This is a genomic window from Nocardioides sp. YIM 152315, assembly GCF_029210375.1.
GTDB lineage: Bacteria > Actinomycetota > Actinomycetes > Propionibacteriales > Nocardioidaceae > Nocardioides.
The window spans coordinates 1-12,470 of sequence record NZ_JARGER010000021.1 but is presented as its reverse complement, the minus strand read 5'-3'; the positions used below and the strand labels follow the sequence as shown (position 1 = coordinate 12,470).

Here is a 12,470-nt window from a genome sequence, read left to right as displayed (position 1 = left end):
GTGGTTGAGGAAGGCGCCCCGGCGCCGGTGTCACGGTGGTTGAGGAAGGCGCCCTGGCGCCTGGCTCGAAACCACCACCGGCTGGCCCACTCGCCGCCGCCTCCCGGCTCACCGGGTTTCGACGCGCCTTTCGCGACTTCGTTCCTCAGTCGCGAGGCTTGCTCAACCTGGCCGGCCCCACGCCGGGGCTCGTACCTCGCGCCCGGCTGGCCGTCTCACATCTTCCGGTTGTAGCTGCGGACCGAGAGCGGGAGGAAGACCGCGACCACGAGCGCGCAGCCGAGCAGGGCCCAGCCGACGTCCGCGGTGAGCGCGCCCTCGTTCATCAGGTCGCGCACGGCGGAGATCACCAGCGAGACAGGGTTGACGTTGACGAACGCCTCCAGCCAGCCCGGCAGCGTGCTGGCCGGCACGAAGGCGTTGGAGAGGAAGGTGAGCGGGAACATCACCATCATCGAGATCCCCTGCACCGCCTGGGCGCTGCGGGCGACCGTGCCGAAGTAGGTGAAGATCCACGCGAGGGACCAGCCGGCCACGATCGTGAGCGCCCAGCCGCCGAGCACGCCGAAGAACCCGCCGTCGGGGCGGTAGCCCATCAGGAGGCCGGTGAGGATCGTCAGGGTCGCGGCCGTCGAGTAGCGCAGCAGGTCGGCGATGGCCGGCCCGACGAGGGGAGCGATCCGGGCGATCGGCAGCGACTTGAACCGGTCGAAGACGCCCTTGTCCATGTCCTCGCGCAGCTGGATGCCGGTCGCCATGCAGGCGGTGAGGGCGGTCTGGGCGAGGATGCCGGTGATCACGATCGGCAGGTAGTCCTGGACGCTGCCGGAGATCGCGCCGCCGAAGATGTAGGCGAACATGGCGGTGAAGAGCAGCGGCTGGAGCGTGACGTCGAACCACTGCTCGGGGTTGCGGCGCATCTTCTTCACCGCGCGCCACGCCATCGCGAGGCTCTGGTCGATCGTGTCGCGCAGCGACGGGCGGGTGACGACGGCGCGGTCGAGCACCTCGGTCGTCTCGCGTTCGGGCAGCAGGGTGGTGCTCATCGCGCCACCTCCATCTGGGGCTCGTCGTGGGTGAGGGTCTCGTCCTCGGCTCCGTGGCCGGTGATGGCCATGAACACCTCGTCGAGGGTGGGCTTCTGGACGGTCGCGGACGCGATCGAGAGGCCGGACTGGCGCAGTGCGATCAGCACGTCGGCGGCGCGGTTGGCGTCCGGCAGCGCGGCGTTCAGCCCGCCGGCCTCGGGCGTGAGCACCGGCTCCTCGTCGAGGACCCGGCGTACGACGGCGACGGCGTCCGCCGTCTCGGACGGGTCGGACATGCGCAGCTGCAGGGTGGAGCTGCCGACCGAGGTCTTCAGCTCGTCCGGGGTGCCCTCGGCGACCTTGATGCCGCGGTCGATGACCGCGATCCGGTCGGCCAGCTGGTCGGCCTCGTCGAGGTACTGGGTCGTCAGCAGCACCGTGCTGCCCTCGCGGATCAGGTCGCGGATCGTGTCCCACATCTGCCCGCGGGTGCGTGGGTCGAGGCCGGTGGTCGGCTCGTCGAGGAAGATCAGCGGCGGCTGCGAGATCAGGCTCGCGGCCAGGTCGAGCCGCCGGCGCATGCCGCCGGAGAAGGCACTGATCTGCTTGTCGCGGGCGTCGGTGAGGCCGAACCGCTCGAGGAGGTCGGCGGCCGTCGTCCTCGCCTGCGCGGACGAGAGGCCCTGCAGGCGGCCGAAGAGCCAGAGGTTCTCCGCGCCGGTGAGGTTCTCGTCGACCGACGCGTACTGCCCGGTCACGCCGACGAGCTGCCGGATCATGTGGGGGTGCCGACGTACGTCGACACCGAAGATGCTGGCCTCGCCGCCGTCCATCGGCAGCAGCGTGGCGAGCATCTTGAGCGTGGTGGTCTTGCCGGCGCCGTTGGGCCCGAGCACGCCGAAGACCTCGCCGCGCCGCACCTCGAGGTCGATGCCGTCGACCGCGCGGAACTCGCCGAAGGTCTTGACCAGCCCGGAGGCCGCAACGGCCAGGTCGGTGTCAGGAACTCGTGTCATGCCGAGAACTCTGGGCCCGGCCGGTTTCAGCCCACCTTCACGCCGGTTTCACCGATTTCACGGGGCCGGGAGGCCTCAGTCGATCGGTTGGTCCACGCACGCCCGGAAGTGCGCGTACACGGTCTCGTCGCCCGTCACCGTGATCGCCGCGTCGTCGCCGCGCCGCCACAGCCAGGTGTCCAGGTCGGCCGCCGGCCCGCTCACGACCGCGTCGGGCTCGGCGCCCCGGGGCTCCACCTTCGAGATGTCGCCCTCGTCGTGGGTCGTGCCGTCGTCCGGGTCGGTCCCGGTGAACCGGCCGGTCTCGACCCAGATGGATGCGTCGCGGTCCGTGAGGTCGACGCGGACGTACCGGCCGCCGCCGGTGAAGGTCCCCCACGCGGGGGTGCCGCCGAACATCACGTCGAGGGCCTCGTCGACACCGTCGGCCGCGAGCGCGCCGTCGAGCGGCGTCGGGGTGCCGGCGGCCTGCTCGGCGTCGAGGCGGTGGATGAGCGCCTCGTGTGCCTGCCGGCGGAACGTGAAGCCCGCCGTCTGCTCGGCCGACCACGACCACGCCTGCTCCGCGGGGTCCGCGTCGTCCAGGGCGGCGACGAGCCGCGCCGCCTGGCTCTCATGCAGGGCGAGCAGGTCGTCGTACGCCGTGGGGAGCTCCGGCTCGACCAGGTCCTCCGGCCCGATCGGTCGCTGCTCGATGATCGTGGCCCAGAAGTGCAGCACGCCCGCGTGATGACCGAGCAGGTCGGTGGCCGTCCACTCCGGGCAGCCCGGGACCGGAGCACTCGGGTCACAGGTGGCCAGCGCGGCGCGCAGCCGCCCCGACTCCGTCTCGATGTGCCGCAGGTAGTCGTCGAAGGTCAGTCGCGTCATGATGTCGGACAACCTAGGTGCCGGCGCCGACACACCGCACCCGAGGTACATGATCATGCGCTAATGTGTATAGTCATGCACATGCCGACCAGGATCGCCGTCGCCGGAGCCAGCGGGTACGCCGGAGGTGAGCTGCTGCGCCTGCTCCTCGGGCATCCCGAGGTCGAGATCGGTGCGCTCACCGGGGCTTCCAACGCGGGGCAGCCACTGGGCGCGCTGCAGCCGCACCTGGTGCCCCTCGCCGACAGGGTGCTCGACGAGACCGGGCTCGAAACCCTGCGCGGCCACGATGTGGTCTTCCTCGCGCTCCCGCACGGCCAGTCCGGAGAGCTCGCGGCCCGGCTCGGCGACGACACCGTGGTCGTCGACTGCGGCGCCGACTTCCGGCTCGCCGACGCCGCCGCGTGGGAGAGGTTCTACGGCGGGACCCACGCCGGCACCTGGCCCTACGGGCTCCCGGAGCTGCCCGGCCAGCGCGACCTGCTGCGCGGCGCGACCCGGATCGCCGTCCCGGGCTGCTACCCGACGATCTCCACCCTGACGCTCGCCCCCGCCGTCGCAGGCGGCGTGGTCGAGCCCGACGTCACCGTCGTCGCCGTCTCCGGCACCTCCGGTGCAGGCAAGGCCGCCAAGCCGCACCTGCTCGGCAGCGAGGTCATGGGCAACGCCAGCGCGTACGGCGTGGGCGGGGCCCACCGCCACACGCCCGAGATCACCCAGAACCTCTCGGCGCTGGTCGACCGCACCGTGAAGGTGAGCTTCACGCCGCTGCTGGTGCCGATGCCCCGCGGCATCCTCGCCACCTGCACCGCGAACGTGAGGGGCGACGTCTCCGCCGACGACGTCTACGAGGTCTACGCCGAGGCGTACGCCGACGAGCCCTTCGTCCACCTGCTCCCGCAGGGCCAGTGGCCGCAGACCAAGTCGGTCACCGGCTCCAACTCGGTGCACCTCCAGGTGACGGTCGACGAGGACGCCGGCCGTGTGGTCGCCGTCGGTGCCGTGGACAACCTGTCCAAGGGCACCGCCGGTGCCGCCGTCCAGTGCATGAACCTCGCGCTCGGTCTCGACGAAGGACTGGGTCTCTCGACCGTAGGAGTAGCCCCGTGAGCATCACCCACCCCCAGGGCTTCCGGGCCGCGGGCGTCGCCGCGGGGCTGAAGTCCACCGGCGCGAAGGACGTCGCGCTCGTCGTCAACGACGGCCCGCACTTCGACTCGGCCAGCGTCTTCACCGCCAACCGCTGCAAGGCCAACCCGGTCCTCTGGAGCCAGGAGGCCGTCAAGGACGGCACGGTCAAGGCCGTCTTCCTCAACTCCGGTGGCGCCAACTGCTACACCGGCCCCGAGGGCTTCCAGACCACCCACGCGGTCGCCGAGGTCGTCGCCGGCAGCCTCGGCATCGGCGCGGTCGACGTCGTCGTGTGCTCGACCGGCCTGATCGGCCTCACCAACGATCGCGACCAGGTGCTGGCCGGTGCGGCGGCGGCGTACGACGGCCTGGCCGCCGACGGGGGAGCCGACGCCGCCCACGCGATCATGACCACCGACTCGGTCAGCAAGCAGGTCGTCGTCGAGGGCGCCGGCTGGTCGATCGGCGGCATGGCGAAGGGCGCCGGCATGCTCGCGCCGCAGCTCGCCACGATGCTCGTCGTCCTCACCACCGACGCCGTCGTCCCTGCGGCCGACCTCGACACCGCGCTGCGCGCGGCGACGCGGGTCAGCTTCGACCGGCTCGACTCCGACGGCTGCATGTCCACCAACGACACGGTGACCGTGCTGGCCAGCGGGGCCAGCGGCATCACGCCGAGCGCCGACGACTTCACGGCCGCGCTGACCCAGGCGTGCACCGACCTCGCGATGCAGCTGCTCGGCGACGCCGAGGGCGCCGACCACGAGATCGCGATCACCGTGCTCAACGCGGCCACCGAGGACGAGGCGGTCGAGGTCGGCCGCAGCGTCGCGCGGTCCAACCTCTTCAAGGCCGCCGTCTTCGGCAACGACCCCAACTGGGGCCGCGTCCTCGCCAGCATCGGGACGACGGACGCGCAGTTCGACCCCGCCGACCTCGACGTCGCCATGAACGGGGTGTGGGTCTGCAGGCAGTCGACCCCGCACGCCGATCCGGCGACCGTCGACCTGAAGCCACGCGAGGTGAGCGTGACCGTCGACCTCAAGATCGGGTCCGAGCGGGCCACCGTCTGGACCAACGACCTCACCCACGCCTACGTCCACGAGAACAGCGCCTACTCCTCATGAATGATCCCGTGATCGAGCACACCCACCACGACCCCAGCAAGCCCGACCCGGCCAAGGCCCGCACTCTCGCGGCCGCCCTGCCCTGGCTGAAGCGCTACCACGGCAAGATCGTGGTGGTGAAGTACGGCGGCAACGCCATGACCGACGACACCCTCAAGCGCGCCTTCGCCGAGGACATCGCGTTCCTGCGGTTCGCCGGGTTCAAGCCGGTCGTCGTGCACGGTGGCGGCCCGCAGATCTCCACCATGCTCGGCAAGCTTGGCATCGAGTCGGAGTTCCGCGGCGGACTGCGCGTCACGACGCCGGAGGCGATGGACGTCGTCCGCATGGTCCTCGTCGGCCAGGTCCAGCGCGAGCTGGTGGGCCTGATCAACGAGCACGGCCCGCTCGCGGTCGGCTGCTCGGGCGAGGACGCCGCCCTGTTCACGGCCGAGCCGGCCAGCACGGTCGTCGACGGCGAGGAGGTCGACCTCGGACTGGTCGGCGACGTCGCCCAGGTCCGGCCCGAGTCGGTCCTCGACCTGATCGAGGCCGGGCGCATCCCGGTCGTCTCCAGCGTGGCGCCCGACGTCAACGGCGTCGTCTACAACGTCAACGCCGACTCCGCCGCGGCCGCGCTCGCGGTCGCGCTGAAGGCGGAGAAGCTGCTCGTGCTGACCGACGTCGAGGGCCTCTACCTGGACTGGCCCGACTCCGACGACGTCATCGGCGAGATCGGCCCCGAGGCGCTGGCCGAGATCCTCCCGACGCTCGCCTCGGGGATGATCCCGAAGATGGACGCCTGCCTGCAGGCGGTGCGCCGCGGGGTTCCCCGCGCCACCGTTGTCGACGGCCGCGAGCCGCACGCCGTCCTGCTCGAGCTGTTCACCAGCGAGGGCGTCGGCACCCAGGTGCTGCCGGGCGTCGAGACCAAGACCCGGAAGGCGAGGGACACCCAGTGAACGACACCGCGAGCACCTACCAGGAGCGGTACGCCGCCTCCCTGATGAACACCTTCGGCCCGCCCAAGCTCGTGCTGGCCAAGGGTGTGGGCGCGCACGTCTGGGACGCCGACGGCAAGGAGTACGTCGACTTCCTCGGCGGCATCGCCGTCAACGCGCTCGGCCACGCACACCCGGCGCTGGTCGAGGCGGTGACGACGCAGCTGCAGACCCTCGGGCACGTCTCGAACTTCTTCACGACCGCGCCCCAGGTCGAGCTGGCCGAGAAGCTCCTCGACCTCCTCGGCGTGGGCGCCGGCGGCGGCAAGGTCTTCTTCACCAACTCCGGCACCGAGGCCAACGAGGCGGCGTTCAAGCTGACCCGGCGCACCGGACGCACGCACGTCGTCGTCGCGGAGGGCTCGTTCCACGGTCGCACGATGGGTGCGCTGGCGCTGACGTCGAAGGAGGCCTACCGCGCGCCCTTCGAGCCGCTGCCGGGCGACGTCACGTTCGTCCCCTTCGGCGACACCGACGCCCTCGCGGCCGCGGTGACCGACCGGACCGCCGCGATCCTGCTCGAGCCGATCCAGGGCGAGGCCGGCGTCAACGTCGCGCCCGACGGCTACCTCGCCGCCGCCCGCGCGACCGCGGACGCCCACGGCGCGCTGCTGTGGCTCGACGAGGTGCAGTCCGGCATGGGCCGCACGGGCCGGTGGTTCGCGCACGCCGACGTCACGCCCGACATCGTCACGCTCGCCAAGGGTCTCGGCGGCGGGTTCCCGATCGGCGCCTGCCTCGGCATCGGCGCCGCGGGCGAGCTGCTCCAGCCGGGCAACCACGGCACGACGTTCGGCGGCAACCCGGTCGCGTGCGCGGCCGGGCTGGCCGTGATCCGGACCATCGAGGACGACGACCTGCTCGAGCACGTCGCCGTGCTCGGCCAGAGGCTGCGCGACGGGCTCGGCGCCGACCCGCGGGTCGCGGAGGTGCGTGGAGAGGGACTGATCATCGGCCTCGACCTCGCCGGCGACACCTCGGCCGACGTGGTCGCGGCCGCCCAGGCCGCCGGGTTCATCCTCAACAACCCCACGCCGAAGCGGATCCGGCTCGTCCCGCCGCTGGTGATCACCGGTGACGACGTCGACGCCCTCCTCGCCGCCTGGCCGGGCATCCTGGACGAGGCGACCCGGTGACCCGCCACTTCCTCGCCGACGACGACGTCACGCCCGCCGAGCAGGCGCGGGTGCTCGACCTCGCCCTCGAGCTCAAGCACGCGCCGTACGACGCGAAGCCGCTCGCCGGCCCGAGGACGGTCGCGATGATCTTCGACAAGCAGACCCTACGCACCCAGTCGTCGTTCGCGGCGGGCATCGCCGAGCTGGGCGGGTTCCCGATGCTCGTCGACGGCGCGCTCGCCGGCATCGGGGTGCGCGAGTCGGTCCACGACGTCGCCCGGGTCCTGGGTCGTCAGGCCGCGATGATCGTCTGGCGCACCTACGAGCAGCGCCGCCTCGACGAGATGGCCGAGCACGCCGGAGTGCCGGTCGTCAACGCCCTGACCGACGACTTCCACCCCTGCCAGCTGCTCGCCGACCTGCTCACGATCCGGGAGCACAAGGAGAGGCTGGCGGGCCTCACCGCGGCCTTCGTCGGCGACGGCGCCTCCAACATGGGCAACTCCTGGCTGCTGGCCGGCGCGACCGCCGGCATGCACGTCCGGATCAGCTCGCCCGAGGGCTTCACACCGGAGCCCGCGATGGTCGAGCGGGCGTCGAAGGTCGCCGCCGGCACCGGCGGATCAGCCGCGCTCGAGCCCGACCCGGTGATGGCCGTCACCGGCGCCGACGTGGTCGTCACCGACACCTGGATCTCGATGGGCAAGGAGGACGAGGCCGCCTCCCGTGCGGAGGTGCTGGCGCCGTACTCGCTGACGACCGAGCTCTTCGAGAAGGCCAAGCCCGACGCGATCGCCATGCACTGCCTGCCCGCCTACCGAGGCAAGGAGATCGACGCCGAGGTCCTCGACGGCCCGCAGAGCGTCGTCTGGGACGAGGCCGAGAACCGCCGCCACGCGCAGAAGGCGATCCTGACCTTCCTCCTGGAGGCGTCGGGATGAGCACCCTCCGTCCCACGACCAAGAACGCGCGGCACCAGCGCATCGTCGAGATCGTGACCCAGCACGAGGTGCGCTCCCAGGGCGACCTCGCCGACCTGCTCGCCGAGAGCGGCCTGCGGGTCACGCAGGCGACCCTGTCGCGCGACCTCGTCGAGCTCGACGCGGTCAAGGTCCGGACTGCTGACGGGGCACTCGTCTACGCCGTACCCGCCGAGGGCGGCGACCGACGACCCGCGGCGCCGGGGGAGACGCAGGCAGCGGCCGCCCGGCTGGCCCGGCTGTGCGGCGAGCTGCTCGTCAGCGCCGAGGCCAGCGCCAACCTGGTCGTGCTGCGCACGCCTCCGGGCGCCGCCCAGTTCCTCGCCTCCGCCTTCGACAAGGCGGAGTTCCCCGACATCCTCGGCACCATCGCGGGGGACGACACTGTCCTCGTGATCGGCCGCGAGCCGACGGGCGGCGACGACCTCGCCCGGCGCTTCCTCGCCCTGGCCGACTCCCACTCCCAGACCTCCCAGTAGCCCAACGCAGAAGGAACACCAACGTGAGCAAGGTCCTGACGTCCCTCCCGGTCGGCGAGCGCGTCGGCATCGCGTTCTCCGGAGGGCTGGACACCTCGGTGGCCGTCGCCTGGATGCGCGCCAAGGGCGCCGTGCCCTGCACCTACACCGCCGACATCGGTCAGTACGACGAGCCCGACATCAGCGGCGTACCCGGCCGCGCGCTCCAGTACGGCGCCGAGATCGCCCGTGCCGTCGACTGCCGCCCCCAGCTCGTCGAGGAGGGCCTGGCCGCCATCGCCTGCGGCGCCTTCCACATCCGCTCCGGCGGCCGCGCCTACTTCAACACCACTCCGCTCGGCCGCGCGGTCACCGGCACGATGCTTGTGCGCGCGATGCACGAGGACGGCGTCGACATCTGGGGCGACGGCTCGACGTTCAAGGGCAATGACATCGAGCGGTTCTACCGCTACGGCCTGCTCGCCAACCCCGACCTGCGCATCTACAAGCCCTGGCTCGACCACGACTTCGTCACCGAGCTCGGCGGGCGCGCCGAGATGAGCCAGTGGCTCACCGAGCGCGAGCTGCCCTACCGCGACTCCCAGGAGAAGGCCTACTCCACCGACGCCAACATCTGGGGCGCCACCCACGAGGCCAAGACCCTCGAGCACCTCGACGTCTCGCTCGAGACCGTCGAGCCGATCATGGGCGTGAAGTTCTGGGACCCGGCGGTCGAGATCGCGCCCGAGGACGTCACGGTCGGCTTCGAGGAGGGGCGCCCGGTCTCCGTCAACGGCAAGCGGTACGACGACCCGGTCGCGCTCGTCCACGAGGCCAACGTCATCGGCGGCCGCCACGGCCTCGGCATGTCCGACCAGATCGAGAACCGGATCATCGAGGCCAAGTCCCGCGGCATCTACGAGGCGCCCGGCATGGCGCTGCTCTGGATCAGCTACGAGCGCCTGATCAACGCGATCCACAACGAGGACACCATCGCCAACTACCACCTCGAGGGTCGCCGCCTCGGCCGACTGCTCTACGAGGGCCGCTGGCTCGACCCCCAGGCGCTGATGCTGCGCGAGTCGATCCAGCGCTGGATCGCGTCGCTGGTCACCGGCGAGGTGACGCTGCGGCTGCGCCGCGGTGAGGACTACACGATCCTGCGCAGCGACGGCCCGACGTTCTCCTACCACCCCGACAAGCTCTCCATGGAGCGCACCGAGAACGCCGCGTTCGGCCCGATCGACCGGATCGGCCAGCTCACGATGCGCAACCTCGACATTGCCGACTCCCGCGCCAAGCTGGAGCTGTACGCAGCGCAGCCCCTCGACCAGGGCCAGGTGCTCGTCGAGCACGGCACGCTCTTCGGCGAGCTTCCGGCGGGCGGCGCCGAGCGGATCGAGGCCAACCCGGCGGTCGACGCCGAGCCCGACGAGGTGGCGCTCGACGCCGCCGCGATGGAGTTCGGCTCCGACTGATGACCGACCCGACGATGACTGACAAGGACTCCGGCACCAACACCGGCAAGCTCTGGGGCGGTCGGTTCGCGGGCGGACCGTCGCCCGAGCTCGACGCGCTGTCCCGCTCGACGCACTTCGACTGGCGGCTCACGCCGTACGACCTCGCCGGCTCGCGCGCCCACGCCAACGCGCTGCACCGCGCAGGGCTGCTCACCGACGCCGACCGCGCCGAGCTCCTGCGCGGCCTCGACGTCCTGGGCGAGCGGTACGCCGCCGGCACGCTGCTGCCCGACCCGGCCGACGAGGACGTGCACGGCGCCCTCGAGCGCCTGCTCGTCGACGAGGTCGGGGCCGAGGTCGGTGGCCGCCTCCGTGCGGGCCGCAGCCGCAACGACCAGATCGCCACGCTGTTCAAGGTCTTCCTGCGCGACCACGCGGCCGTCGTCGCCGGTCAGGTGCTCGACCTCGTCGACGCCCTCACCGCCCAGGCGCGCGACCACCTCGCACCCGGCCGGGAGAGCGTGATGCCCGGCCGCACCCACCTCCAGCATGCGCAGCCGGTGCTGCTCGGGCACCACCTGCTCGCCCACGCGTGGGCCCTGCTCCGCGACGTCGACCGACTGCGCGACTGGGACGCCCGGGTGGCCGCCGACTCGCCGTACGGCTCCGGCGCCCTCGCCGGGTCGAGCCTCGGCCTCGACCCCGTGGGTGTCGCCGCGGAGCTGGGCTTCACCGGCTCCAGTGCCAACTCCATCGACGGCACCGCGGCCCGTGACTTCGTCGCCGAGCTCGCCTTCGTGGCCGCCCAGGTCGGCGTCGACGTCAGCCGGATCGCGGAGGAGGTCGTCCTCTGGTCGACGCGGGAGTTCGGTTTCGTGACGCTGCACGACTCCTGGTCGACGGGATCGAGCATCATGCCGCAGAAGAAGAACCCCGACATCGCCGAACTCGCCCGCGGCAAGGCGGGTCGCCTGATCGGCAACCTCTCCGGGCTGCTCGCGACGCTCAAGGCCCTGCCGCTCGCCTACAACCGTGACCTGCAGGAGGACAAGGAGCCCGGCTTCGACTCCGTCGACACCCTCGAGGTGCTGCTGCCGGCGTTCACCGGCATGGTCGCGACCCTGACGTTCGATGTCGGCCGGATGGCCGAGCTCGCCCCGCAGGGGTTCTCGCTCGCCACCGACGTCGCCGAGTGGCTCGTCCGCGAAGGCGTGCCGTTCCGCACCGCTCACGAGGTCGCCGGCGCGTGCGTGCGCCGGTGCGAGGAGCTCGGCGTCGAGCTCGACCAGCTCACCGACGCCCAGTTCGCCGAGATCTCGCCCGCGCTGACGCCCGCAGTCCGGGAGGTGCTGACCGTCGAGGGGTCGATCGCCTCGCGCGACGGCCGAGGCGGCACCGCGCCGGCGCGCGTCCGGGAGCAGCTGGCCGAGCTGGGCGCCCTCGTTGACGGTCACCGTGCCCGGCTTGGCTGAGCTCGCGGGGCCGGTCGTCGACCAGGCGCCGCGGCTGCTGAACGCCGTGCTCCGGCACGGCGAGGTGGCCGTGCGCCTGACGGAGGTCGAGGCCTACGACGGGGCGAACGACCCGGGCTCGCACGCCTACCGCGGGATGACCCGCCGCAACGCCGTCATGTTCGGCGAGGCCGGCCACCTGTACTGCTACTTCACCTACGGCATGCACGTGTGCTGCAACGTCGTCTGCGGACCCGCCGGCCGGGCGAGCGCCGTGCTCGTGCGGGCCGGCGAGGTGATCGAGGGGGTCGAGGTCGCCCGCGAGCGCCGGCCCGGTGCCTCCGACCGCGACCTCGCCCGCGGCCCGGCGCGCCTGTGCAACGCCCTCGGGATCACGCTCGACCACGACGGCACCGACCTGTCCCGCGGGCCGGTGACCCTCACCCTGGGCACCCCCGCGGACGACGTGTCGTCGGGTCCTCGCGTCGGTCTGCGCGCCGCGGCCGACCGGCAGTGGCGGTTCTGGATCACGGGGGAGCGGAGCGTCTCCGCGTACCGACCGGCCGCACCTCTTCGGCGGTCGCGCAGACCCGATTTGGGGCCCCCGGAGAAGCCCTGCTAACGTTCTTCTCGTCGCGGTGAGCGGCGCCCTTCGGGCCGAGAGGCCAACTCGAGGGCGTTGTCGCGCGCCCGGCGCCAGGGAGGGTCGGCCCCGAGTTGACGGGGTGGATCCGAACCGGTAAGTTTTTGCAGGTTGCCCCGGCGGCGGGCCCCGAGTGGGTCTGCCTCGGTGTGCGTCTGATGTTTGAGAACTCAACAGTGTGTCATAGTCGACGAATTAGTTTGTTTGT

The 12,470-nt window shown here is 71.9% G+C and carries 12 protein-coding genes; 9 read left to right on the top strand and 3 right to left on the bottom strand.

The genetic code is table 11. The features are described 5' to 3' along the window. Positions 1–215: 215 nt before the first annotated feature. From PZ894_RS06925 to PZ894_RS06915, 3 genes are all read right to left on the bottom strand, one after another. Positions 216–1,046 carry an ABC transporter permease gene (locus PZ894_RS06925; RefSeq protein WP_275743763.1) on the bottom strand — a complete coding sequence of 277 codons (831 nt, stop codon included), beginning with the start codon at positions 1,044–1,046 and terminating at the stop codon, positions 216–218. Beyond that, the gene (locus PZ894_RS06920; RefSeq protein ID WP_275743762.1) at positions 1,043–2,044 is read right to left on the bottom strand and encodes an ATP-binding cassette domain-containing protein; all 1,002 of its coding nucleotides are present in this window, start codon (positions 2,042–2,044) and stop codon (positions 1,043–1,045) included. Before PZ894_RS06920 ends, PZ894_RS06925 begins: the two co-directional genes overlap by 4 nt. Positions 2,045–2,119: 75 nt before the next feature. Then, positions 2,120–2,914: a maleylpyruvate isomerase family mycothiol-dependent enzyme gene (locus PZ894_RS06915; protein ID WP_275743761.1), complete on the bottom strand. Its 795-nt coding sequence runs from the start codon at positions 2,912–2,914 to the stop codon at positions 2,120–2,122. A gap of 81 nt (positions 2,915–2,995) precedes the next feature. On the opposite strand from PZ894_RS06915, the gene argC reads away from it, so the two are divergent. Genes argC through PZ894_RS06870 form a run of 9 tightly spaced genes read left to right on the top strand, consistent with a single transcriptional unit; the run spans position 2,996 to position 12,241 of the window. After that, positions 2,996–4,024 carry an N-acetyl-gamma-glutamyl-phosphate reductase gene (gene argC / locus PZ894_RS06910; protein WP_345799141.1) on the top strand — a complete coding sequence of 343 codons (1,029 nt, stop codon included), beginning with the start codon at positions 2,996–2,998 and terminating at the stop codon, positions 4,022–4,024. Then, positions 4,021–5,172 (top strand): bifunctional glutamate N-acetyltransferase/amino-acid acetyltransferase ArgJ, encoded by a 1,152-nt coding sequence (gene argJ / locus PZ894_RS06905; RefSeq protein ID WP_275743759.1) that lies wholly within the window; start codon positions 4,021–4,023, stop codon positions 5,170–5,172. Before argC ends, argJ begins: the two co-directional genes overlap by 4 nt. Beyond that, on the top strand, positions 5,169–6,113 hold the full coding sequence (gene argB, locus PZ894_RS06900; protein WP_275743758.1) for an acetylglutamate kinase: 945 nt from the start codon (positions 5,169–5,171) through the stop codon (positions 6,111–6,113). Before argJ ends, argB begins: the two co-directional genes overlap by 4 nt. Beyond that, positions 6,110–7,288 (top strand): acetylornithine transaminase, encoded by a 1,179-nt coding sequence (locus PZ894_RS06895; protein WP_275743757.1) that lies wholly within the window; start codon positions 6,110–6,112, stop codon positions 7,286–7,288. The genes argB and PZ894_RS06895 overlap by 4 nt, the downstream gene beginning before the upstream one ends. Beyond that, a complete protein-coding gene (argF, locus tag PZ894_RS06890) occupies positions 7,285–8,211 on the top strand; it encodes an ornithine carbamoyltransferase (protein WP_275743756.1) in 927 nt (308 codons plus the stop codon). Before PZ894_RS06895 ends, argF begins: the two co-directional genes overlap by 4 nt. Next, positions 8,208–8,729 carry an arginine repressor gene (locus PZ894_RS06885; RefSeq protein ID WP_275743755.1) on the top strand — a complete coding sequence of 174 codons (522 nt, stop codon included), beginning with the start codon at positions 8,208–8,210 and terminating at the stop codon, positions 8,727–8,729. The genes argF and PZ894_RS06885 overlap by 4 nt, the downstream gene beginning before the upstream one ends. 23 nt (positions 8,730–8,752) lie before the next feature. After that, positions 8,753–10,186, top strand: a complete 1,434-nt coding sequence (gene argG, locus PZ894_RS06880; RefSeq protein ID WP_275743754.1) for an argininosuccinate synthase — start codon at positions 8,753–8,755, stop codon at positions 10,184–10,186. Continuing rightward, complete coding sequence (argH, locus tag PZ894_RS06875) at positions 10,186–11,640, top strand: argininosuccinate lyase (RefSeq protein ID WP_275743753.1); 1,455 nt, start codon at positions 10,186–10,188, stop codon at positions 11,638–11,640. Before argG ends, argH begins: the two co-directional genes overlap by 1 nt. Further along, a complete protein-coding gene (locus PZ894_RS06870; protein ID WP_275743752.1) occupies positions 11,633–12,241 on the top strand; it encodes a DNA-3-methyladenine glycosylase in 609 nt (202 codons plus the stop codon). Before argH ends, PZ894_RS06870 begins: the two co-directional genes overlap by 8 nt. Positions 12,242–12,470: the final 229 nt, after the last annotated feature.

Bases quoted from the DNA above. Each gene is read 5' to 3' on its own strand.
- PZ894_RS06915 (WP_275743761.1), bottom strand. From the start codon at position 2,914: ATGACGCGACTGACCTTCGACGACTACCTGCGGCACATCGAGACGGAG.
- argB (WP_275743758.1), top strand. From the start codon at position 5,169: ATGAATGATCCCGTGATCGAGCACACCCACCACGACCCCAGCAAGCCC.
- PZ894_RS06925 (WP_275743763.1), bottom strand. From the start codon at position 1,046: ATGAGCACCACCCTGCTGCCCGAACGCGAGACGACCGAGGTGCTCGAC.
- argH (WP_275743753.1), top strand. From the start codon at position 10,186: ATGACCGACCCGACGATGACTGACAAGGACTCCGGCACCAACACCGGC.
- PZ894_RS06885 (WP_275743755.1), top strand. From the start codon at position 8,208: ATGAGCACCCTCCGTCCCACGACCAAGAACGCGCGGCACCAGCGCATC.
- argC (WP_345799141.1), top strand. From the start codon at position 2,996: ATGCCGACCAGGATCGCCGTCGCCGGAGCCAGCGGGTACGCCGGAGGT.
- PZ894_RS06920 (WP_275743762.1), bottom strand. From the start codon at position 2,044: ATGACACGAGTTCCTGACACCGACCTGGCCGTTGCGGCCTCCGGGCTG.